This window comes from Phycicoccus flavus (assembly GCF_004025965.2).
GTDB classification, from domain to species: domain Bacteria; phylum Actinomycetota; class Actinomycetes; order Actinomycetales; family Dermatophilaceae; genus Phycicoccus; species Phycicoccus flavus.
In genome coordinates, this window is the sequence record NZ_SAYU02000005.1 from 58,835 (window position 1) to 81,482 (window position 22,648).

19 protein-coding genes are annotated in these 22,648 nt (G+C 74.3%); 13 read left to right on the forward strand and 6 right to left on the reverse strand.

Annotation, left to right across the window (positions count from 1 at the left end; all coding sequences use genetic code 11):
• Positions 1-41: 41 nt before the first annotated feature.
• A complete protein-coding gene (locus EPD83_RS02915) occupies positions 42-1,016 on the reverse strand; it encodes a hypothetical protein (RefSeq protein WP_128366384.1) in 975 nt (324 codons plus the stop codon).
• 98 nt (positions 1,017-1,114) lie between these two features.
• Between EPD83_RS02915 and rlmN the strand changes: the two genes are divergently transcribed.
• A complete protein-coding gene (rlmN, locus tag EPD83_RS02920; protein WP_128366383.1) occupies positions 1,115-2,320 on the forward strand; it encodes a 23S rRNA (adenine(2503)-C(2))-methyltransferase RlmN in 1,206 nt (401 codons plus the stop codon).
• 33 nt (positions 2,321-2,353) lie between these two features.
• Here the strand turns inward: rlmN and EPD83_RS02925 are convergent, their stop codons facing one another.
• From EPD83_RS02925 to EPD83_RS02940, 4 genes are all read right to left on the reverse strand, one after another.
• The gene (locus tag EPD83_RS02925; protein ID WP_128366382.1) at positions 2,354-3,448 is read right to left on the reverse strand and encodes an LOG family protein; all 1,095 of its coding nucleotides are present in this window, start codon (positions 3,446-3,448) and stop codon (positions 2,354-2,356) included.
• Positions 3,449-3,521: 73 nt separating this feature from the next.
• Entirely contained in the window at positions 3,522-4,892 is a 1,371-nt protein-coding gene (locus EPD83_RS02930; protein WP_165566186.1) for an NAD(P)/FAD-dependent oxidoreductase, read from the reverse strand.
• Between the two features lie 3 nt (positions 4,893-4,895).
• Entirely contained in the window at positions 4,896-6,338 is a 1,443-nt protein-coding gene (locus tag EPD83_RS02935) for an aspartate aminotransferase family protein (protein ID WP_128366597.1), read from the reverse strand.
• On the reverse strand, positions 6,335-6,823 hold the full coding sequence (locus EPD83_RS02940) for an Lrp/AsnC family transcriptional regulator (RefSeq protein WP_128366596.1): 489 nt from the start codon (positions 6,821-6,823) through the stop codon (positions 6,335-6,337). Before EPD83_RS02940 ends, EPD83_RS02935 begins: the two co-directional genes overlap by 4 nt.
• Positions 6,824-7,003: 180 nt before the next feature.
• On the opposite strand from EPD83_RS02940, the gene EPD83_RS02945 reads away from it, so the two are divergent.
• From EPD83_RS02945 to EPD83_RS02980, 8 genes are all read left to right on the forward strand, one after another.
• On the forward strand, positions 7,004-8,449 hold the full coding sequence (locus tag EPD83_RS02945) for a gamma-aminobutyraldehyde dehydrogenase (protein WP_128366595.1): 1,446 nt from the start codon (positions 7,004-7,006) through the stop codon (positions 8,447-8,449).
• 31 nt (positions 8,450-8,480) lie between these two features.
• Complete coding sequence (locus tag EPD83_RS02950) at positions 8,481-9,746, forward strand: saccharopine dehydrogenase family protein (protein WP_128366594.1); 1,266 nt, start codon at positions 8,481-8,483, stop codon at positions 9,744-9,746.
• A 103-nt stretch (positions 9,747-9,849) separates the two neighbouring features.
• Complete coding sequence (locus EPD83_RS02955; RefSeq protein ID WP_165566187.1) at positions 9,850-11,310, forward strand: NAD-dependent succinate-semialdehyde dehydrogenase; 1,461 nt, start codon at positions 9,850-9,852, stop codon at positions 11,308-11,310.
• Positions 11,311-11,414: 104 nt separating this feature from the next.
• Positions 11,415-12,458 (forward strand): DnaB-like helicase C-terminal domain-containing protein, encoded by a 1,044-nt coding sequence (locus tag EPD83_RS02960; protein WP_128367463.1) that lies wholly within the window; start codon positions 11,415-11,417, stop codon positions 12,456-12,458.
• A 70-nt stretch (positions 12,459-12,528) separates the two neighbouring features.
• Complete coding sequence (gene dxr / locus EPD83_RS02965; RefSeq protein WP_128367462.1) at positions 12,529-13,731, forward strand: 1-deoxy-D-xylulose-5-phosphate reductoisomerase; 1,203 nt, start codon at positions 12,529-12,531, stop codon at positions 13,729-13,731.
• Complete coding sequence (locus EPD83_RS02970; RefSeq protein WP_128367461.1) at positions 13,728-15,092, forward strand: M50 family metallopeptidase; 1,365 nt, start codon at positions 13,728-13,730, stop codon at positions 15,090-15,092. Before dxr ends, EPD83_RS02970 begins: the two co-directional genes overlap by 4 nt.
• Positions 15,093-15,230: 138 nt before the next feature.
• Positions 15,231-16,391: a flavodoxin-dependent (E)-4-hydroxy-3-methylbut-2-enyl-diphosphate synthase gene (ispG, locus tag EPD83_RS02975; RefSeq protein ID WP_128366439.1), complete on the forward strand. Its 1,161-nt coding sequence runs from the start codon at positions 15,231-15,233 to the stop codon at positions 16,389-16,391.
• A gap of 143 nt (positions 16,392-16,534) precedes the next feature.
• Entirely contained in the window at positions 16,535-17,380 is an 846-nt protein-coding gene (locus tag EPD83_RS02980) for a GNAT family N-acetyltransferase (protein ID WP_128366440.1), read from the forward strand.
• Between the two features lie 13 nt (positions 17,381-17,393).
• On the opposite strand, the gene EPD83_RS02985 is transcribed toward EPD83_RS02980, so the two are convergent.
• Positions 17,394-17,957, reverse strand: coding sequence for a hypothetical protein (locus EPD83_RS02985; RefSeq protein ID WP_128366441.1), 564 nt, complete (start codon positions 17,955-17,957; stop codon positions 17,394-17,396).
• Positions 17,958-18,091: 134 nt separating this feature from the next.
• Between EPD83_RS02985 and EPD83_RS02990 the strand changes: the two genes are divergently transcribed.
• The 4 genes from EPD83_RS02990 (at position 18,092) to EPD83_RS03005 (ending at position 22,627) form a co-directional block, all read left to right on the forward strand.
• Positions 18,092-19,861: a proline--tRNA ligase gene (locus EPD83_RS02990; RefSeq protein ID WP_128366442.1), complete on the forward strand. Its 1,770-nt coding sequence runs from the start codon at positions 18,092-18,094 to the stop codon at positions 19,859-19,861.
• On the forward strand, positions 19,858-20,616 hold the full coding sequence (locus EPD83_RS02995; protein WP_165566188.1) for an HAD family hydrolase: 759 nt from the start codon (positions 19,858-19,860) through the stop codon (positions 20,614-20,616). Before EPD83_RS02990 ends, EPD83_RS02995 begins: the two co-directional genes overlap by 4 nt.
• A gap of 188 nt (positions 20,617-20,804) precedes the next feature.
• Positions 20,805-21,584, forward strand: coding sequence for a TSUP family transporter (locus tag EPD83_RS03000; protein WP_128366444.1), 780 nt, complete (start codon positions 20,805-20,807; stop codon positions 21,582-21,584).
• Between the two features lie 164 nt (positions 21,585-21,748).
• The gene (locus EPD83_RS03005) at positions 21,749-22,627 is read left to right on the forward strand and encodes a DUF559 domain-containing protein (RefSeq protein WP_165566189.1); all 879 of its coding nucleotides are present in this window, start codon (positions 21,749-21,751) and stop codon (positions 22,625-22,627) included.
• Positions 22,628-22,648 lie beyond the last annotated feature (21 nt).

Sequence of the window (22,648 nt, forward strand, 5' to 3'; positions counted from 1 at the left end):
CGGGCGTCGCGGAATCGGGCGCGACACCGTTGCGCCGCAGGTCAGGACGGTGCGCCGTCGTCCTCTGCGGAAAGTGCCGACAGCAGCTCCTCGAGGTACGGGCCGGGCGTGACCGACAGGGTCCCGTCCTCGACGGAGGTCAGCGTCGTCACCTCGCCGTCGCGCCACAGGTAGGTGTGCGGGCTCACCGGCCCGGGGGAGTCGGCGTAGGCCCCGGCGGCGAACCTCGGCAGGAGCAGCAGCGCGCCGAGCGCGGCCCCGGGGGAGTCGAGCACGCGGTAGGCGAGCAGGTGGCGGTGCGGGACGGCGAGGACGACGCCGCCGGAGAGGTCGGCCGCGGGCTCGAACCGCCGCACGAGGTCCGGGAGGACGAGGGCGAGCGAGGCGGTGTAGAACGAGTCGCCGAGGACGCACCAGATGTCGTGTCCCTCGTGCTCGACGTGCTCGCGCTCCAGGTCCTCGGTGGCGACGAGCGCCGCCGTGTTCGCCCAGGCGCGGTCCAGGAGTCTCGCGAGGTCGCCCCGTCCCCGCAGCTCCTCGCCCGAGGGGGTGGCCACCGACTCCGGGAGGTCGAGCGTCGGCAGCCGGACGACCCCGTCGGCCCACGGCAGCGCGTGCTCGAAGCTGCCGAGCAGGGCGCGGGTCGTCTGCTCGTCGACGAGGCGCATCCGCAGCGCGGCGAGGTACTCCTCGTCCGACAGTGCGTCCAGGTCGGCGTCGACGACCCGGAAGGTCTTCTCGAAGTGCTCGCGGACGACGTCGGGCCAGCCGGCGGGACCGCGCTCGTCGCCGTGGGCGTTCGCGGCGACGTTCCACAGGCCCCACTCGCGGCCGTCGTCGGTGACGACCGACTGCGGCCGCAGCTCGACCTCGCGGCCCATGCCGGCGAGGACCTCGCGGACGACGGCACGGAAGCGGGCGGCCTCGGCGACGGTGAGGAAGGTCAGCTCCGGGTCGGTCTCCCGGTCCGCCCCGGTCTCCGGCTGCTCCCGCCGGCGGCGTCCGAACAGTCCCATGGCTCCCCCCGTCGTCGGCTGGCGGCAGCGTACGCGCTCGGCGGGCCCGGGGCGGGGGATCGGGACACCGGCGCCGGACCTGCGAGAATCGGCCGGTCATGTCCGATGCCCCGCCCCCCCGCCGCCCCCGTCCCGTCCCCGGCCGGCTGACCCTCAGCGCGCCCCGGCGCGGCAAGCCGCCACGCCACCTCGCCGACCTCGACCTCGCCGGACGGCGCGAGGCCGTGAGCGCGCTCGGGCACCCGGCCTTCCGGGCGAGCCAGCTCTCGACGCACTACTTCGAGCGGCTCGTCGACACCCCCGAGGACATGACCGACCTGCCGAAGGCGGTCCGCGAGGACCTGGTCCGCGACCTGCTCCCGCCGCTGCTCACGCCGGTGCGCTCGATCACCGCCGACGCCGGCGCCACCGTCAAGCAGGTGTGGCGCCTCTTCGACGGGGCGCTCGTGGAGTCGGTGCTCATGCGCTACCCGAACCGGGTCACCGTGTGCATCTCCAGCCAGGCCGGCTGCGGCATGAACTGCCCGTTCTGCGCCACGGGCCAGGAGGGGCTCACCCGCAACATGTCGGCGGGGGAGATCGTCGAGCAGGTCGTCGCGGCCGCGCGGATGCTCCGGCACGGCGGGCTGCCCGAGGCCACCGGCGTCGTCGACGGCGCCGGTCTCGGGGAGGAGGCGGGCGGCTCCGAGGCGCCGGCCGGCCCGACCCGGGTCAGCAACGTCGTCTTCATGGGGATGGGCGAGGCCCTGGCCAACTACAAGGCCGCCGTCGGCGCCATCCGGCGGCTCGTCGAGGCGCCGCCCTCCGGGCTCGGCATCTCGGCCCGCGGCGTGACGATGTCGACGGTGGGCCTCGTCCCCGGCATCGACCGCCTCGCGGCCGAGGGGATCCCGGTGACCCTGGCCCTGTCGCTGCACGCCCCGGACGACGAGCTGCGCGACGAGCTGGTCCCCATCAACACCCGGTTCAAGGTCGACGAGGCCATCGACGCCGCCCACCGCTACTACGAGGCCACCGGCCGCCGGGTGAGCATCGAGTACGCCCTCATCCGCGACATCAACGACCAGGCCTGGCGCGCGGACCTCCTCGGCGAGAAGCTCGCCGCCCGCGGCCGGGGCTGGGTGCACGTCAACCCCATCCCGCTCAACCCGACGCCCGGGTCGAGGTGGACCGCGTCCCGCCGGGGCGTCGAGCAGCAGTTCGTCGAGCGGCTGCGGGCGCACGGCATCCCGACGACCGTGCGCGACACCCGCGGATCGGACATCGACGGCGCCTGCGGCCAGCTCGCCGCGTCGACCGCCTGAGGCCGCGCGCCGCGTCGCGAGCGGCCTCCTGGGTCAGGGCTGCAGCAGGCGCACCGCGTCGGCGGGGTCGTCGACGAGGTGGACGTGGTCGGCCATCGCCCGCCCGGCGCCCAGCGCCGCGAGGGCGGGCCACACCGGCACCGTCTCGCTCCAGTAGCGCCGGCCGACGAGCACGAGCCGCGGCAGCGGCCGGTCGGGCCCGCCGTAGTACAGCCCGGTGGCGGCCTGGAACACCTCCTGGACGGTGCCGGCCGCGCCCTCGAGGACGACGACGCCGGCGGTGGACCGGGTGAGCAGGCCGTCCTCGCGGATCGCGTTGGAGAAGTACTTGGCCACACCGTCGCAGAAGACGTTGGGCGGCTCGTGCCCGTAGAACCACGTGGGGATGCCGACGCTGCGCACGGGGTCGCCCGGCGTGCGCAGCGCCGCGAGGTCGGCGCGCACGTCGAGGGCCGCCGCCGCCCACGGCCGGACGTCCTCGATGCCCGGGTGCTCGCGCAGCCGGGCCACGGCGTCGGCGAGCGCGTCGGGGCCTGCGGCGAAGGCCCCGAGGTTGGCCGCCTCCATGGCGCCGGGCCCGCCCCCGGTGGCGACGACGAGCCCGGTCCCGGCCAGGGCGTGCCCGAGGGCCGCCGCCCGGGCGTAGGCCTCCTCGTCCCGGCGCAGCGCGTGGCCGCCCATGACCCCGACGACGGGCCGGTCCGCGAGGAGGTCGGTGAGCGCGTCGCTCATCGAGTCGTCGTGGACGGCCCGCAGCAGCGTGACGAAGGCGTCGTGGGCGACCGCGGCGTCGCGCGACCAGCGGTAGGTGCGGGCGTCCGGCGTCGACTCGTAGCCGACCTCGCGCAGGCCGTCGTAGAGCTCGGCGGGGGAGTAGAGGGTGGCCCGGTAGGGGTCCACCGGCGCCCGCGGGTCGGTCGGGAAGACGAGCGCGCCGTGGGTGCGCAGGTGGTGGGCCAGGTCGTCCGGCAGCCGCCCGCCGAGGACGACGAGCCCCTCGACGTCGTCGCGGGCCCGGAGCCGCTCGACGCGGCCGGTGAGGTCGAGGTCCTGCAGGCGCAGCCCGCGCAGCGGTGTCCCGGCGTCCAGCGCGGCGTCGAGGGCCGCGAGCGTCTCGATCTCCCGCACACCGGCGAACCTACTGCCTGCCGGGTCGGGCCCTCACCGGCCGGGGCCCACCCACGCCGGGGCTCGACGGGGGTCAGTGGCCGCCGGTGAGGCGGGCGAGGAGGGGCGCCAGCCGGCTCGGGCGGCCGGTGCGGTCCTCCTCGCGGTCGGCCAGCCGGGCCAGCCGCAGCCCGGCGTTGACCCCCAGCCAGCGCAGCGGCTCGGGCTCCCACGACGGCGAGCGGTGGCCCACCCACGGCAGGTCCAGCAGCGGCGTCGACCGGTCGAGTACGAGGTCGGCCAGCGTCCGCCCGGCGAGGTTCGTCGCCGCCACCCCGTCCCCGACGTACCCACCGGCGCGGCCGGTACGGGTGGCGGGGTCCCAGACGACCGACGGGTGCCAGTCGCGGGGGATGGCCAGCGGCCCACCCCACGCGTGGGTGAAGGCCACGCCGTCCAGCGCCGGCAGCATGCGGGTGAGCGTGGTCCGCAGCGAGGCGAACACGGCCTCCTCGTGGTCGAACTCCGGCCGGACCGCCGAGCCCAGGTGGTACGGCGCGCCGCGTCCACCGAAGGCGATGCGGTCGTCGACGGTGCGCTGGCCGTAGACGACGAGGTGGCCGTGGTCGGTGAAGACCTCGCGTCCGGCGAGCCCGACGGCGTCCCACTGCGCGGCGGTCAGCGGCTCGGTGGCGACCATGAGCGAGTAGACGGGGACGACGGCCCGCTCGTGCCCCGGCAGCCGCGGGGTCCAGCCCTCGGTGGCGAGGACGACCGACCGGGCCGTCACCCGCCGGCCGTCGGCGAGCACGACGACGCCGTCCCCGGCCCGCCCCACCCGTACGCCCTCGGCGACGACCCCGCCGCGCCGGCGGACCGCCGCGGCCAGCCCGTCGGCGAGGTCCCGCGGCTGCACCCGGGCGCAGTGCGGCGTGAACGTCGCCCCCCGCGTCCCGGTGGCGGCCAGGCGCTCGCGGGCCTGCGCGGCGTCCAGCCAGACCGTGCCCTCGTCCCAGCGCTCGCCGGCGGCGACGGCCGCCCGGGCCCGGGCCTCCTGGGCCTCGCTGCGCGCCACGGCGAGCGTGCCGCCCTTGACGAACCCGCTGCCGAGGGACTCGGTCTCCTCGACCCGGCCGACCTCGTCGACGGTGTCCCGCAGCGCGGCCAGGTGCGCCCGGGTGGCCGCCGCGCCCGACCGGGCGGCGAGGACGTCCGGGGCCACCGGCCACAGGGCCGAGACCCAGCCGCCGTTGCGGCCGCTGGCGCCGAACCCGACGTGCTCGGCCTCGAGGACGAGCACGCGGGCGTCCGGTCGTTCGCGCAGGACGTAGTACGCGGTCCAGAGCCCGGTGAACCCGCCCCCGACGACGGCGACGTCGACCGCCGCGGGCAGGTCCGGCGCGTCGCCGGGCCCGGGCGTCGCCCGGTCCTCCCACCACAGCGGGGCGGTGCCGGTGGCGGCCACGCGTCAGAGGCGCTTCTCGGCCTCGACGATGACGCCGCGCAGCCGGGACTCGATGTCGTCGAACTGCTCCGGGCCCATCGTCAGCGGCGGGGCGAGCTGGATGACCGGGTCGCCGCGGTCGTCGGCGCGACAGTACAGCCCGGCCTCGAACAGGGCGCGGGAGAGGAAGCCGCGCAGCAGCCGCTCGCTCTCGTCCTCGTCGAACGTCTCGCGGGTGGCCTTGTCCTTGACGAGCTCGATCCCGTAGAAGTAGCCGGCCCCGCGGACGTCGCCGACGAGCGGCAGGTCGAGCAGCCGGTCCAGGGCGGCGCGGAAGTGCGGGGCGTTCTCCCGGACCCGGTCGTTGAGCCCCTCGCGCTCGAAGATGTCGAGGTTGGCCATCGCCGCCGCGCAGGACACCGGGTGCCCGCCGAAGGTGTAGCCGTGCAGGAAGGTCGTCGTCCCCGTTCGGAACGGCTCGAACAGCCGCTCGCTCGCGAGGACGACGCCGAGCGGCGCGTACCCGGAGGTCACGCCCTTGGCCGTCGTGATGATGTCCGGCACGTAGCCGAAGTCCTCGCACGCGAACATCGACCCGATCCGGCCGAAGGCGCAGATCGTCTCGTCCGAGACGAGGAGGACGTCGTAGGTGTCGCAGATCTCGCGCACCCGCTCGAAGTAGCCGGCGGGCGGCGGGAAGCAGCCGCCGGAGTTCTGCACCGGCTCGAGGAACACGGCGGCGACGGTCTCGGGCCCCTCGAACTCGATGGCCTCGGCGATCCGGTCGGCGGCCCAGCGCCCGAAGGCCTTCTCGTCCTCGCGCAGGTGCTCCGGCGCCCGGTACATGTTCGTGTTCGGCACCTTGTGCGCGCCGGGCACGAGCGGCTCGAAGTCGGCCTTGGCCGCGGGGATGCCGGTGATGGACAGCGCCCCGGCCGGCGTGCCGTGGTAGGCGACCGCCCGGGAGATCACCTTGTGCTTCGTCGGCTTGCCGGTGAGCTTGAAGTACTGCTTCGCGAGCTTCCACGCCGTCTCGACCGCGTCGCCGCCGCCGGTCGTGAAGAACACCCGGTCGAGGTCGCCGGGGGCGTGCGCGGCCAGCCGCTCGGCGAGCTCGACCGCCCGCGGGTGGGCGTAGGACCACAGCGGGAAGAACGCGAGCTCCCGGGCCTGCCTGGCCATGGCGTCGGCGATCTCGGTGCGGCCGTGACCGGCGTTGTTGACGAAGAGCCCGGCCAGGCCGTCGATGTACTCCCGGCCGTGCTCGTCCCACACCGTCCAGCCCTCCCCGCGGACGATGACCGGCACGTGCTGGCCGAGGCCGCCGCGGCCGGTGTCCTCGAACACCGAGTGCCGGGTGAAGTGCATCCACAGGTGGTCCCGGGCGGCGTCGCCGTAGGGCGTGCCGCGCGGGGTGCGCCCGCTCGACGCGGAGGTGTCGGGGACGGGCTGGCTGGTCGTCGTCATCGGGTGCCCCAGTTGTAGTGCTGCTTGTTGAGCTTGAGGTAGACGAAGGTCTCGGTCGTCGTGACGCCCGGCAGCGGGCGGATGCGCTGCGAGAGCAGCTCCAGGAGGTGCTGGTCGTCCTCGCACACGACCTCGACGAGGAGGTCGAAGGAGCCCGCCGTGGTGACGACGTAGTCGACCTCCGGCATGTCCGACAGGGCCCGGCCGAGGTCGACGAGGTCGCCGGCGGCCTTGATGCCGATCATCGCCTGCCGGTGGAAGCCCACCTGGAGCGGGTCGGTGACGGCGACGATCTGCATGACCTCGGAGTCCAGCAGGCGCTGCACCCGCTGACGGACCGCGGCCTCGGACAGCCCGACCTCCTTGGCGATGGCGGCGTAGGACTGCCGGCCGTCCTCCTGGAGCAGCTCGATGATCCGCTTGGCGACGTCGTCGAGCCGGAGGTCGGGCGCACGGTCCCGGGGTCGGCGAGAGGGGGTCGTCACGAGGCCATGGTGTCGGTCCGGGCCCTGCGACGCAAGTGACTCGCAGACGGATTCCGCATGTTTCGGCCCGTCCGACGAGCGCTTCTCGTGCTCCGGAGCCCCTCAGGCTGGTGATTTCGTGCCTCGCGGCGATACTCTCCCGCCACGAGACCGCACCCCTCGACCCCGGGAGACGTCCCCATGAGCAGCCCCCGCGCCCTGCGCAACTTCGTCGGCGGGACCTCCGTCGACGCCGCCACCGACACCACGAGCGAGGTCGTCGACCCCTCGACCGGGCAGGTGGTCGCGCACGCGCCGGTGAGCGGCGCCGAGGACGTCGACGCCGCCTACGCCGCCGCGTCGGCCGCCTTCGCCGAGTGGGGCCGCACGACCCCGAGCGAGCGGCAGCAGGCGCTGCTGCGGATCGCCGACGCCGTCGAGTCCCGCGCCGAGGAGATCGTCCGGCTGGAGTCGGAGAACACCGGCAAGATCCACGCGCTCACCGCGAGCGAGGAGATCCCGCCGATGGTCGACCAGCTGCGCTTCTTCGCCGGCGCGGCCCGGGTGCTCGAGGGGCGGGCGGCGGGGGAGTACCTGGCCGGGCACACCTCGTGGGTGCGGCGCGAGCCGATCGGTGTCGTCGGCCAGGTGACGCCGTGGAACTACCCGCTGCTCATGGCCGTGTGGAAGATCGCCCCCGCCCTGGCCGCCGGCAACACCGTCGTCCTCAAGCCGAGCGACACGACACCGGAGTCGACCCTCCTGCTCGCCGAGATCGCCGCCGAGCACCTGCCGCCGGGCACGCTCAACGTCGTCACCGGCGACCGGGACACCGGCCGGCTCGTCGTCGAGCACCCGACCCCCTCGCTCGTCGCCATCACCGGCTCGGTCCGGGCCGGCGCCGAGGTCGCCGCGAGCGCGGCGCCGCACCTCAAGCGCGTCCACCTCGAGCTCGGGGGCAAGGCGCCGGTCGTCGTCTTCGACGACGCCGACCTCGAGGCCGCGGTCGAGGGCATCGCCGTGGCCGGCTACTTCAACGCCGGCCAGGACTGCACCGCCGCCACCCGGGTGCTCGCCGCCCCCGGCATCCACGACGACTTCGTCGCCGCGCTCGCCGACTACGCGAAGGGCTCGGCGCCGGTCGGGCGGCCCGACGACGCCGACGCCCTCTTCGGGCCGGTGAACAACGCGACCCAGCTCGAGCGGGTCACCGGCTTCCTCGAGCGGCTGCCCGACCACGCCGACGTCGCCGCCGGCGGTCACCGGGTGTCGGCGCTCGGCGACGGCTTCTTCCTCGAGCCCACCGTCGTCAGCGGCCTGCGCCAGGACGACGAGGCCGTGCAGAACGAGATCTTCGGGCCGGTCATCACCGTCCAGCGCTTCACCGACGAGGACGAGGCGCTGCGCTGGGCCAACGGCGTCGACTACGGGCTCGCGTCGTCGGTGTGGACGAAGGACTTCGGCCGCGCGATGCGGATGAGCAGGGCGCTGGACTTCGGCTGCGTGTGGATCAACACCCACATCCCGCTCGTCGCCGAGATGCCGCACGGCGGCTACAAGAAGTCCGGGTACGGCAAGGACCTGTCGATGTACGGGTTCGAGGACTACACCCGGGTCAAGCACGTCATGGCGAACATCGAGAGCTGACCCACCCCCCACCGACAGAGAGGCCGTCATCGTGCGCGTGCTCGTCATCGGCGCCGGCGGGGTGGGCGACGCCGCCGCCCGGATCGCCGCCGAACGCCGGTTCTTCGACGCCTGGGTCGTCGCCGACCGCGACCCCGCCCGGGCCGAGCGGACCGTCGCGGCGGTCACCGCCCGCCACCCGGGGGAGGACCGCTTCTCCGCCGCCTCGGTCGACGCCTCCGACGAGGCGGCCGTCGAGGCCCTGGTCCGCGAGACCGGCGCCACGCACGTGCTCAACGCCGTCGACCCGCGGTTCGTCACCTCGGTGTTCGCCGGCGCCCTCGCGGCCGGCGCCGACTACCTCGACATGGCGATGAGCCTCTCTCGCCCGCACCCGGAGCAGCCGTACGCGCGCGTCGGCGTCAAGCTCGGCGACGAGCAGTTCGCCCGGGCGGGGGAGTGGGAGTCCGCCGGGCGGCTGGCGCTCGTCGGCATCGGGGTCGAGCCCGGGCTCTCGGACGTCTTCGCCCGGTACGCCGCCGACCACCTGTTCTCCGAGATCGACGAGCTCGGGGTCCGCGACGGCGCGAACCTCGTCGTGCGCGACGAGGACGGGACCGAGGTGTTCGCCCCGGGCTTCTCGATGTGGACGACGATCGAGGAGTGCCTCAACCCTCCGGTGGTGTGGGAGGCCGACCGCGCCGGCGAGCCGGACGGCGGCTGGTCCACCCTGCCCCCGTTCGCCGAGCCCGAGGTCTTCGACTTCCCCGAGGGGATCGGCCCGGTCGAGTGCGTCCACGTCGAGCACGAGGAGGTCCTCCTCATGCCGCGCTGGGTCGACGCGCGGCGGGTGACCTTCAAGTACGGGCTCGGCGAGGAGATGATCTCGGTCCTGCGGACCCTGCACACCCTCGGCCTGGACCGCACCGAGCCGGTGGACGTCGGGGGTGTCCGCGTGAGCCCGCGGGACGTCGTCGCCGCGGTGCTGCCCGACCCGCTGACCATCGGCCCGCGGATGGAGGGCCGGACGTGCGCGGGCCTCTGGGTGACGGGGACGGGCACGGACGGCGCACCCCGGCGGACCTACCTCTACCACGTAGTCGACAACGCCGACTCGATGCGCGACTACGACAGCCAGTGCGTCGTGTGGCAGACCGCCCTCAACCCCGTCGTCGCCCTCGAGCTGCTCGCGACAGGGACGTGGGCCGGGACCGGCGTGCTCGGTCCCGAGGCCTTCGACGCCGTGCCCTTCCTCGACCTGCTCGCCGCCCCGAAGCCCGAGGGCTACGGCTCCCCGTGGGGGCTCGAGGACCGCTGACCCGCGCCGGCCGCGGCCCCCGTGGCCCCGGACCGTCCGACCCGGGACCTACGATCGGGCGGAGGGGCGCACCGCCGCGTCCCCGACCACCCCGGAGGAGCCCATGGCCGTCACCCAGAAGGCACTGATCGACGCGGTCCCCACCGCGCTGCTCATCGGCGGACGCTGGCGCGAGGCCAGCGGCGGCGGCCGCTTCGCCGTCGACGACCCCGCCACCGGGGCCACCCTCACCACGTGCGCCGACGCCACCGCCGAGGACGGCCTGGCCGCGCTCGCCGCGGCCCACGAGGCGCAGCCGGGCTGGGCCGCCACCCCGCCGCGGGAGCGCGCCGAGATCCTGCGCGCCGCCTTCGAGTCCGTCACCGCCCACGCCGACGAGCTCGCGCTCCTCATGACCCTGGAGATGGGCAAGTCCCTCACCGAGTCCCGCGGGGAGGTCACCTACGGCGCCGAGTTCCTCCGCTGGTTCTCCGAGGAGGCCGTGCGGGTCCGCGGGTCGTACTCGGTGGCGCCGAACGGCGCGACCCGCCTGCTCACGATGCGCCAGCCGGTCGGGCCGGTGCTCATGATCACGCCCTGGAACTTCCCGCTCGCGATGGGGACCCGCAAGATCGGCCCCGCCCTGGCCGCCGGCTGCACGATGGTGGTCAAGCCGGCCGCCGAGACCCCGCTGACCATGCTCCACCTGGCCCGGCTGCTCCAGGAGGCCGGTGTCCCGGCCGGGGTGCTCAACGTCGTGACGACGACCGACAGCGGCGGCGTCTGCGAGCCGCTGATCCGCGACCCCCGTCTGCGCAAGCTCACCTTCACCGGCTCGACCGCCGTCGGCCGCACCCTCGTCGCCCAGTCCGCCGAGCAGCTGCTGCGGGTCTCGATGGAGCTCGGCGGCAACGCGCCGTTCCTCGTGTTCGAGGACGCCGACGTCGACGCCGCCGTCGACGGCGCGATGCTCGCCAAGATGCGCAACATCGGCGAGGCCTGCACCTCGGCCAACCGGTTCTTCGTCCACGAGTCCGTCGCCGCGGAGTTCACCGACAAGCTCGCCGCCCGGATGGCGGCCCAGACCGTCGGCAAGGGTACGAAGAAGGGCGTCGAGGTCGGTCCGCTCATCACCGCCGAGGCGCGGGAGAAGGTGCACGCCCTCGTCACCGACGCGATCGAGCGGGGCGCGCGCCTCGTCACCGGGGGCGGTCCGGTCGAGGGCCGCGGCCACTTCTACACGCCCACCGTCCTCGCCGACGTCCCCGAGGACAGCCGCTGCCTGGCCGAGGAGATCTTCGGCCCGGTGGCGCCGGTCAGCACCTTCGCCGACGAGGACGAGGCGGTCCGCCGGGCCAACGCGACGGAGTACGGCCTCGTCGGGTACGTCTACACCCGGGACCAGGCGCGCGTGCTCCGCGTCGCCGAGGCCATGGAGTTCGGGATGGTCGGGGTCAACACCGGCGTCGTGTCGAACCCGGCCGCGCCGTTCGGCGGGGTCAAGGCCTCCGGGTTCGGGCGCGAGGGCGGCGCCGAGGGCATCGAGGAGTACCTCGAGGTCAAGTACGTCGGCCTCGCCACCTGAGACCCGCCGCCCGCGGGCGGCGGGCACCAGGGCGGGAGCGACACGGGCGCGGGAATCACCGCGATCGGTCCCCCCGCGGCGTCCCGCGGTGGTCAACTATGCGCATGAGCGAGTCCCGCATCACCTCGCACCGGCCCCAGCGACGCCACTCCGTGCGCCACCTCCTCGACGACACCGACGAGGCGCTGCGCCGCGGCGCCCGCCCCGGGGCGGTCGTCTGGCCCACCGGGTTCGACCTGCTGGACTCCACCCTCAACGGCGGCCTGCGCTCCGGCGAGCTCGTCCTCCTCGGCGGGACGGAGGGCTCGGGCAAGACGACCCTGGCCGTCCAGATGATCCGCAACGCCGTCGCGGCCGGCCGCACCGCCGTCATCTTCTCGTTCGAGCACGAGGCGCAGACCGTCGTCCAGCGCCTGCTCGGGCTCGAGGCCGCCCACGCCGCCGAGGCCTCGGACCAGCCGGTGTCCACCGCCGCCGACGTGCACGCCTTCCGCTCGGTCTTCGAGGCCGAGGACCCGCACCGCGCCGGGCTGGGGGAGGCCCTCGGCCGGCTCGCCTACGGGCGGGCGGCGCTGAGCATGATGGACGCCTACGCCGAGCGGCTGCACATCCACTCCTCCAACAGCCAGACGACGATCGAGGAGATCGCCGGCACCGTCGCGCAGATCGCGGAGGAGGCCGGCGAGCCGCCGGTCGTCCTCGTCGACTACCTCCAGAAGGTGCCCCGCCCCGGGGTGCAGGAGGACGAGATCACCCGGGTCACCATCGTCACCGAGAGCCTCAAGGACCTGGCGATGGAGCTGCAGTGCCCGGTCGTCGCCATCACCGCGGCCGACCGGGACAGCCTGGGCAGCGGGCACCGGATGCGGACCAAGGACCTGCGCGGCTCCTCGGCGCTGGCCTACGAGGCCGACGTCGTGCTCATCCTCTCCAGCAAGGAGCACATCGTCAGCCGCGAGCACCTCGTCTACGACCTCGGCGCGGTGAAGATCTACCGCCGGTGGTCGGTCATCACCGTCGAGAAGAACCGGCACGGCACCGGCTCCATGGAGCTCGAGGTGCAGAAGAACTTCGAGCACGGCCGCTTCTACCCCAAGGTGCGCGTCGTCGCCGAGCGCCTCATCGAGGAGCGCGTCTTCACCACGTGACCGGCGACCGCCGCGCCGCCACGGGCGGGGCGGTGGCCGCCGGGCGCGGTGGGGCGCGGACAATGGACCGGTGAGTCCTCGCAGCGTCGCCGTCCTCGGGTCGACCGGGTCCATCGGCACCCAGGCCCTCGAGGTGGTCGCCGCCCACCCCGACCGCTTCACCGTGACGGCGCTGGCCGCCGGGGGCAACCTCGACCTGCTGGCCGCCCAGGCCGCCGCCACCCGCGCCCCGCTGGTCGCCGCCGCCCGCGGCGCCGCCGACGAGGTGCGCGCGGCCGTCGCCGCGGCGGCGGGCGACCCCGGGTACCGCCCGGACGTCCTCGTCGGCGAGGAGGCCGCCACGACCGTCGCCGGGTGCGGCGCCGACGTCGTCCTCAACGGCGTCACCGGCGCCATCGGGCTGCGGCCCACCCTCGCGGCGCTCGCCGCCGGCTCGACCCTGGCGCTGGCGAACAAGGAGTCGCTCATCGTCGGCGGCCCGCTGGTCACGGCCGCCGCGGCGCCCGGGCAGGTCGTCCCCGTCGACTCCGAGCACAGCGCCATCGCCCAGTGCCTGCGGGGCGGGCGCGCCGCCGAGGTGCGGCGGCTCGTCGTCACCGCCTCCGGGGGGCCGTTCCGCGGACGCACCCGCGCCGAGCTCGCCGACGTCACGCCCGAGCAGGCCCTGGCCCACCCGAACTTCGCCATGGGCCGGGTCATCACGACGAACTCCGCGACCCTGGTCAACAAGGGGCTGGAGGTCATCGAGGCACACCTGCTCTTCGACGTGCCCTTCGAGCGCATCGACGTCGTCGTGCACCCGCAGCAGTGGATCCACTCGATGGTCGAGTTCCACGACGGCTCGACCATCGCCCAGTGCGGCCCGCCGCGGATGCTCGTGCCCATCGCGCTCGGGCTCTCCTGGCCCGAGCGGCTCACCGACGTCGACGAGCCGTGCGACTGGTCGGCTCCGCAGTCCTGGGACTTCGAGCCCCTCGACGACGACGCCTTCCCCGCCGTGCGCCTGGCGCGGCAGGTGGGGGAGGCCGGGGGCACCTACCCCGCCGTCTACAACGCCGCCAACGAGGTCGCCGTCGAGGCCTTCCACGACGGCCGGATCCCGTTCACGTCGATCGTCGACACCGTGGCGGCCGTCGTCGAGGCGCACAATGGGAACGAAGCCGAGGTCTCGCACGTCGACCAGGTGCTCACCGCCGACCGGTGGGCGCGGGGTCGCGCCGGCGAGGTCGTCGGCGGCACCACCACCCGCCACACCCCGGGAGCCCGTCAGTGACCACCCTCGCCTTCGTCGTCGGCGTCCTCGCCGTGGCCGTCGGCATCGCCCTGTCCATCGCGCTGCACGAGATCGGCCACCTCGTGCCGGCCAAGCGCTTCGGGCTGCGCGTGCCGCAGTACATGGTCGGGTTCGGCCCCACCATCTGGTCGCGCCGACGCGGCGAGACCGAGTACGGCGTCAAGGCCATCCCGCTCGGCGGGTACATCCGGATGATCGGCATGTTCCCGCCCCGGCCCGGTGACCCCGAAGGCGTGCTGCGCGCCTCGAGCACCGGCCGGTTCAGCCAGCTCGTCGACGAGGCCCGCGCCGCGAGCCTGGAGGAGATCAGGCCCGGCGACGAGGACCGCGTCTTCTACAAGCTGTCGGTGCCGAAGAAGGTCGTCATCATGCTCGGCGGCCCGACGATGAACCTCGTCATCGGGACGGTCCTGCTCACCCTCCTCATCACCGTGCACGGCCTGCCGACCCCGCAGCCCGGCGCCGTCGTGCAGTCGATGAACCAGTGCGTCGTCCCGGTCACCGACGCCGCGACGACGACCTCGTGCGAGGGCAAGCCCCCGACCCCGGCCCTCGCGGCCGGCCTGCGTCCCGGCGACACCATCCTGTCGATCGACGGCACCCCGGTCGAGAACGTCCAGCAGGTCACCGAGACCATCCGGCCGGCGGCCGGACGCCCGGTCGACATCGTCGTCGAGCGCGACGGGCAGCGCCTCACCCTCACGGCGACGCCGATCCGCAACCTCCTGCCGGTCCTGGACTCCTCGGGCAACCCGGTCCTCGGCCCGGACGGCACACCACAGACCGTCGAGGCCGGCTTCCTCGGCGTCGCGACGAGCCAGAACTCCGCCTGGGTCGCCCAGCCGTTGAGCGCCGTCCCGGCCTTCCTCTGGCAGGGCGTGAGCCGCACCGCGCTCGCCCTCGTCGACATCCCGAACCGGATGGTCGGGGTCTGGAACGCCGCGTTCGGCGGGGCCGAGCGCGAGGTCGACGGACCGATGTCGGTCGTCGGCGTCGGCCGGGTCGCCGGCGAGGCCTCCTCGGGCCGCCTGGAGTCGCTCACCGGCGGGTCCGTGGCGGACCGGTTCTGGTTCCTCGTCAGCCTCATCGCGACGCTGAACCTCTTCCTCTTCCTGTTCAACCTCATCCCGCTGCTCCCGCTCGACGGCGGGCACGTCGCCGGAGCCCTCTGGGAGGGGACCAAGCGGCGGGTCGCCAGGCTGCGGGGTGCCCCCGACCCCGGCTACGTCGACGTCGCCAAGGCGCTGCCCATCGCGTACACCGTCGGCCTCGTGCTCGTCGGCATGTCCGCGCTGCTCATCTACGCCGACGTCGTCAACCCCGTGAACCTCGGCGGCTGACCCACCCCCGGGGTTCCCCGGAGCTCTGCCAGCGGGGGTTGGAAGCCCTGGGAGCAGAGGTGCGCAGGCCCTCTGTCGGTCGCCGGCGGTGTCGAGGGCGTTCATGCTCCTCCGAGGAACCGGTCGTACGCTGGAGGCATGTCCGTCTCCCTCGGTATGCCCGCCGCGCCCCCGCCCGTCCTCGCCCCGCGCCGGGCGAGCCGGAAGATCAAGGTCGGCTCGGTCGAGGTCGGCGGCGACGCGCCGGTCTCCGTGCAGTCGATGACGACGACCCAGACCAGCGACATCAACGCGACCCTCCAGCAGATCGCCGAGCTCACCGCCGCCGGCTGCGACATCGTCCGGGTGGCCTGTCCGACCCAGGACGACGCCGACGCCCTCCCCGCCATCGCGCAGAAGTCGCAGATCCCGGTCATCGCCGACATCCACTTCCAGCCCAAGTACGTCTACGCCGCGATCGACGCCGGCTGCGCCGCGGTGCGCGTCAACCCCGGCAACATCCGCAAGTTCGACGACCAGGTCAAGGAGATCGCGGCGGCCGCCAAGGACGCCGGCGTCTCGCTGCGGATCGGCGTCAACGCCGGCTCCCTGGACAAGCGGGTGCTGGAGAAGTACGGCAAGGCGACGCCCGAGGCCCTCGTCGAGTCGGCCGTGTGGGAGGCGGGCCTGTTCGAGGAGCACGACTTCCACGACTTCAAGATCTCGGTCAAGCACAACGACCCCGTCGTCATGGTCCGCGCCTACGAGCTGCTCGCCGAGCGCGGCGACTGGCCCCTGCACCTCGGCGTCACCGAGGCCGGGCCGGCCTTCCAGGGCACGATCAAGTCGGCGACCGCGTTCGGCGCCCTGCTCTCGAAGGGCATCGGCGACACCATCCGGGTCTCCTTGTCGGCGCCGCCGGTCGAGGAGGTCAAGGTCGGCATCCAGATCCTCCAGAGCCTCAACCTGCGGCCCCGCAAGCTCGAGATCGTCTCCTGCCCGTCCTGCGGCCGGGCCCAGGTCGACGTCTACAGCCTCGCCGACAAGGTGACCGCCGGCCTCGAAGGCATGACCGTGCCGCTGCGCGTCGCCGTCATGGGCTGCGTCGTCAACGGTCCCGGCGAGGCCCGGGAGGCCGACCTCGGCGTCGCGTCCGGCAACGGCAAGGGCCAGATCTTCGTCAAGGGCGAGGTCGTCAAGACCGTCCCCGAGGCCGACATCGTCGAGACCCTCATCGAGGAGGCCATGCGGATCGCCGAGGAGATGGGCGAGCCCGAGGACGAGGCCGCCGCGGGCTCGCCGAGCGTCACCGTCTCCTGACCTCCCGGTCACCGCACCCGACGTCCGTCGACCACCCGCCGGGGGCAGGGTCCTCCCGCCCGGCACTCCGTCGACGAGCCGGGGCCGAGGACCGACATCCCCGACCCGTCGTCGCAACCCCGTCCGACCCCTAGGCTGGGGCTGTGCTCCGCACGAGATCCCCGGTCCGGCCGCTGTCGCTCGACGACCGCGACGCCGCGCTGGAGGTGTGCGCCCGGGACCTGGCGCGCGGGGTGTTCGTCGCCGCCCGCATCCTCGAGGGGGCCCGCACGGGGTCCCTGTCGGCGGTGCTGGGCCACCGCGACGAGGGCGCGCTGACGTCCGTCGTCTGGGCCAGCGCGAACGTCGTCCCGGTCGGCACGACCGAGGAGGACCGGCCGCTCTACGCCGAGCGGCTGCGCCGCTGGCGCGGCCGGTGCGCGTCGGTGTTCGGGGACCGCGAGGAGGTCGTCGGGCTCTGGCAGCACCTCGGCCCGGCCTGGGGTCCGTCGCGCGCGGTGCGGTCCCACCAGCCGCTGCTCGTCGCCGACCGGCCGCCGTCCGCGCTCGGCGTCGACCCCGACCCGCGGGTGCGCCCGGCCCGGCCCGACGAGGTCGACCTCGTCCTCCCGGCCGCCGAGCACATGTTCACCGCCGAGATCGGCTACCCCCCGTACACCGGGTCCAGCCGGGGCTACCGCGCCTCGCTCGCCTCGCTCATCGCGCGCGGGCACACCTTCGTCGTCGTCGAGGACGGGGAGGTCGTCTTCAAGACCGACGTCGGCAGCCTCGCCCTCGGCTGCGCCCAGCTGCAGGGGGTCTGGGTGACCCCACGCCTGCGCGGGCAGGGGCTGGCGGTGCCGATGCTCGCGGCGGTGCTCGAGCAGCTCATGGTCGGCCAGGCGCCGGTCGTCTCGCTCTACGTCAACGACTTCAACCGGGCCGCGCGCGCGACGTACACCTCGCTCGGCTTCCGCTCGGTGGGCGAGTTCAGCACCGTCCTGCTCTGAGGGCGACCCGTCGTCACCCCTCCGGGGGGTCGGCCGGCGACAGCCCTCCCGAGAACCGGCGGAGGCCGGCGACGACGACCGGGGACGGCTCCGCCCCCTCCTCGACGGGGGAGAGGTCCGGGCCGGTCAGGAGGAAGGCCCGGCGGTCCGAGGCGACGAGGACGACCGACGGGAAGGGCTCGTACTCGCTCCTGGCCCAGGCGTAGACGCCCTCCCGGTCGCTCAGCGTCGCGAGCCAGACCAGCGCCGTGATGCCGTCGTGGTGGAGGTGGTCGTCACCGAGCTCGAGGTGCGCCGAGACCGACCAGCGCACGGCGGCGTCGGTGGTGCGGCGCGCGTACCGCAGCGACACGTGCTGACCACCGGCGACGCCGGCCCACTCCTCGCCGTGCAGCGTGCCCTCGACGGGGCCGCCGGACGGCACGAGAGGTGCGTCCAGCGCGGGCAGGCCGTCGGGCTCCGGGACGACCGCGGGCCGCGGGCCCTCACCGACCAGCCACCGCAGGACGGCGAGGTCGTCGTCGGCGAGGTCGGTGCGGCAGTCGAGCGTGACGACGACCTCGTAGCGGGTTCCCACGGGAGCCAGCCTGCCACGCGCGCCGGCGCGCGCCGGCCGGCCCCGAGCGCGCGGCCGGGAACGCGTGCGACGCCGCCCGCGGCCGTCGTTATCCTTGCCGGGTTCCGACCCTCGACCCTCCCCAGGAGCCCCCGGTGGCCATGCGCATGTCGTCCCTGTTCCTCCGCACCCTTCGCGAGGACCCGGCGGACGCGGAGGTGCCGAGCCACCGGCTGCTCGTCCGGGCGGGGTACGTGCGCCGGGTGAGCCCCGGCATCTACACCTGGCTGCCGCTGGGCCTGAAGGTGCTGCGCAAGGTCGAGAGGATCGTGCGCGAGGAGATGGACGCCATCGGCTCCCAGGAGGTGCTCTTCCCGGCGCTGCTGCCCCGCGCGCCCTACGAGGCGTCCGGCCGCTGGGGCGAGTACGGCCCCAACGTCTTCCGGCTCCAGGACCGCAGGGGCGACGACTACCTCCTCGGCCCGACGCACGAGGAGATGTTCACCCTCGCCGTCAAGGACATGTACTCCTCGTACAAGGACCTGCCGCTGGCGCTCTACCAGATCCAGACGAAGTACCGCGACGAGGCCCGGCCCCGGGCCGGCATCCTGCGGGGGCGCGAGTTCGTCATGAAGGACAGCTACTCCTTCGACATCGACGAGGCCGGCCTCGACAAGAGCTACCAGCTGCACCGTGACGCCTACGTCCGGCTCTTCGACCGGCTCGGCTTCCACTACGTCATCGTCCAGGCGATGGCCGGCGCGATGGGCGGGTCGAAGTCCGAGGAGTTCCTCGCCACCGCCGAGAACGGCGAGGACACCTACGTGCACTGCCCGAGCTGCGGGTACGCCGCCAACGTCGAGGCCGTGCAGGTGCCCGCGCCGGACCCGGTCGACGCCTCCGGGGTGCCGGCCGCGCACGTCGAGGACACCCCCGACACCCCGACCATCGACACCCTCGTCGCGCACCTGGAGTCGGCCTTCCCGCGCAGCGACGGCCGGTCCTGGACGGCGGCCGACACCCTGAAGAACGTCGTCGTCGTCCTGCGCCACCCCGACGGCACCCGCGAGCCGCTGGCCATCGGGCTGCCCGGTGACCGCGACGTCGACGAGAAGCGCCTCGGGGCGCAGGTCGAGCCCGCCGTCGTCGAGGCGTTCGACGAGAAGGACTTCGCCGCGAACGGCGCGCTGGCCAAGGGCTACATCGGCCCCGGCGTGCTGGGGTCGGAGAAGGCCTCGGGGATCCGGTACCTGCTGGACCCCCGCGTCGTCGAGGGCACGGCGTGGGTCACCGGCGCCGACGAGCCCGGCCGCCACGTCCTCGACCTCGTCGCCGGCCGCGACTTCACCGCCGACGGGACGATCGAGGCGGCCGAGGTCCGGCCGGGCGACGCCTGCCCCTCGTGCGGGCACGCGCTGGAGTCCGCGCGCGGCATCGAGATGGGGCACGTCTTCCAGCTCGGGACGAAGTACGCCGAGGCGCTCGACCTCAAGGTGCTCGACGAGAACGGCAAGCTGCGGACCGTCGTCATGGGGTCCTACGGCGTCGGGGTCTCGCGGGCCGTCGCCTGCGTCGCCGAGGGCAACCACGACGAGCTGGGCCTCGTCTGGCCGCGCGAGCTCGCCCCGGCCGACGTCCACGTCGTCGCCACCGGCAAGGACCCCGCCGTCCTCGTCTACGGCGAGGAGCTGACCCGCGGGCTGGAGGCCGCCGGCGTCGAGGTGCTCTTCGACGACCGTCGGCAGGCCAGCCCGGGCGTGAAGTTCAAGGACGCCGAGCTCATCGGCGTGCCGACCATCGTCGTCGTCGGCCGCGGGCTCGCCGACGGCACCGTCGAGGTCCGCGACCGGCGCTCGGGCGAGCGCCGCGAGGTGTCCAGCGACGACTGCGTCGGCGAGGTGCTCCGCGAGATCGGCCGGGCGTGAGCCGCCGCGTCGAGGCCGTCGTCTTCGACTGGGGCGGCACGCTCACCCCGTGGCACGAGGTCGACCTGCCCGAGCAGTGGCGGGTGTTCGCGCGCGAGGTCCACGGCGTCCCGGTGGACTCCGACGACGTCGCGCCGGAGGACCTCGAGGAGGCGCAGCGGCTCGCGGAGCGGATCCACGCCACCGAGGCCGCCGCGTGGAGGCGGGGCCAGGACTCCCACGCGTCCGCCGCGCTCGAGACCATCCTCGCCGAGGCCGGGGTCGACGCCGAGCACGACCGGCACCACCTCGCGCTCGCGGCCTACCGCGGGTTCTGGGAGCCGCACACGCACACCGACCCGCAGGTCCGGCCCCTCTGGGAGGGCCTGCACGAGCGCGGGATCAAGGTCGGGGTGCTGTCGAACACGATCTGGAGCCGCGACTACCACCGGGGGATCTTCGAGCGCGACGGCGTCCTCGACCTCGTCGACGCCGACCTGTACTCCAGCGAGCTGGACCACGTGAAGCCGCACCCGGCGGTGTTCCTGGCGGCGTGCGAGGCCGTCGGCGTCGAGCCCGAGCACGCGGTGTACGTCGGCGACCGGATGTTCGAGGACGTGCACGGCCCGCAGCAGGTCGGGATGCGCGCCATCTGGATCCCGCACTCGGACATCCCGGCCACCCAGCGCGTCGAGGTCGACGCCGTCCCCGACGCCCGGGCGCACGAGCTGCTCGACGTCCTCACCGTCGTCGACGGCTGGAACGCCACGGACTGAGCAGTCCCGTGGGCGTCCGGTCCGGAGGCCGGCCCGACATCGGGCGGCAGACCTGAGCACCCCTCCCGCCGGTGCCGGTCGGCGGATGGGCCGGCACCGAGCGGGAGAGCAGGGCGCCGTCCGCGGGCGTCCGGTCCGGAGGCCGGCCCGACATCGGGCGGGGGCCGGTGCGCACCTAGGGTGTCGCCGTGGACGACCTGGCCCTGCACACCGTCGCCCTGCTCGGGGTCGCCGGGTTCGTCGCCGGCTGGGTCGACGCGGTGGTCGGCGGCGGCGGGCTGGTGCAGCTCCCCGCGCTCCTCGTCGGGCTGCCCGGTGCGACGCCCGCCCAGGTGCTCGCGACGAACAAGGCGAGCGCGGTGTGGGGCACCGGGGCGGCCGCGGTCACCTACGCGCGCCGGGTGCCGCTGGACCTCAGGACGGCGCTGCCGATGGCGGCCGTCGCCTACCTGGGGGCGGCGGGCGGCGCGGTCATCGGCCTGCACATCCCGAAGTCCCTGTTCAACCCCATCATCCTCGTCATGCTCGTCGTCGTCGGCGCCTACACGCTGCTCAAGCCGTCGGTCGGCGAGCTGACCCGGCTGCGGTGGGCGGGGCACCGACACACCGTCGCCGCCGTGCTCACCGGGTTCGTCATCGGCGTCTACGACGGGGCGCTCGGCCCCGGCACCGGCAGCTTCCTCGTCTTCGCGCTCGTCGGGCTGCTCGGCTACGCCTTCCTCGAGGCGAGCGCGACGGCCAAGGTCACGAACCTCGCGACGAACCTCGGCGCCCTGACGGTCTTCGCGCCGGGCGGGCACGTCGTCTGGGCGGTCGCGGTGGTCATGGCCGTCACCAACCTGCTCGGCGGCTACGTCGGAGCCCGCACCGCCGTCGCCCGGGGCAGCCGCTTCATCCGCGTCGTCTTCGTCCTCGTCGTCGTCGCCTTCGTCGTCCGCATCGGCGGCGACCTCCTCGGCGCCTGGTGACCCGCCCCACCCACCCCACCCACCCGCCTCCTCCCCGGAACGTGTGTGAACACGCCGGGAGATCCCGGCGAGTTCACACACGTTCGCGGAGCTGTGGATGACGGCAGCGGGCTCTCGCGGCGAGTCGGCATCCTGCGGCGATGGACCGGGGGACGAGACATGCCGTGGACGCCGCGGCAGAAGAGCACGGCGGGGTTCTCTCGCGGGGGCTGCTGCGCGGCCTCGGCGTCGACCGTGACGCGGTGGCGCGCGAGGTCTCGGGCAGGAGGTGGGCGGTCGCCGGGGAGCACACCGTGGCGCTGCACCGAGGGCCGTTGCCCGTCGAGGCCCTGCGTTGGCGGGCGCTGTGGGAGACCGGACCAAGAGTGGCCGTGCTCGACGGGGTCAGCAGCCTCGTCTCGGCCGGCCTCACCGGCTTCGACGAGCCGGTCGTGCACGTGTCCGTGACACGCAACTCACGCTGCCCCGACGTCGACGGCGTGCACCCCCACCGGGTCCGTCGCCTGGACGGGGAGCGCCATCCGGCCGCGACGATGCCACGGACACGGACCGACGTGGCGACGATCCGCGCGGCGGGGTGGGCCGTCTCGGACCGCCAGGCGGCCCTCGTCGTCGCCATGTCGGTGCAGCAGCGCCTCGTCACCGGCCCGCGGCTGCTGCACGCCGTCGCCTCGGTCCGCATCCGAGGTCGGCGCCCGTTCGTGCGACAGGTGGTCCGGGACGTCGCGGCCGGAGCCCAGTCCCTGGGCGAGCTGGACTTCGCCCGGATGTGCCGCGCGCACGGGTTGCCGGAGCCGAGCAGGCAGGTCGTCCGTCGCGGCCGCCATGGTCGCGTCTACCTCGACGTCCGGTGGGACGAGGCCCGGCTCGTCGTCGAGATCGACGGGTCGGGGCACCGAGCCGGACTCGCGCTGTCGTCGGACAACCTGCGGCAGAACGCCGTGACCCTCGAGGGCGACCGGGTGCTGAGGTTCGACCTCCTGGCGCTGCGGCTGCACGAGAGGGAGGTCATGGCCCAGGTCCGCCGAGGCCTGTTCCCCTGACCTCCGTCAGCCCGAACGTGT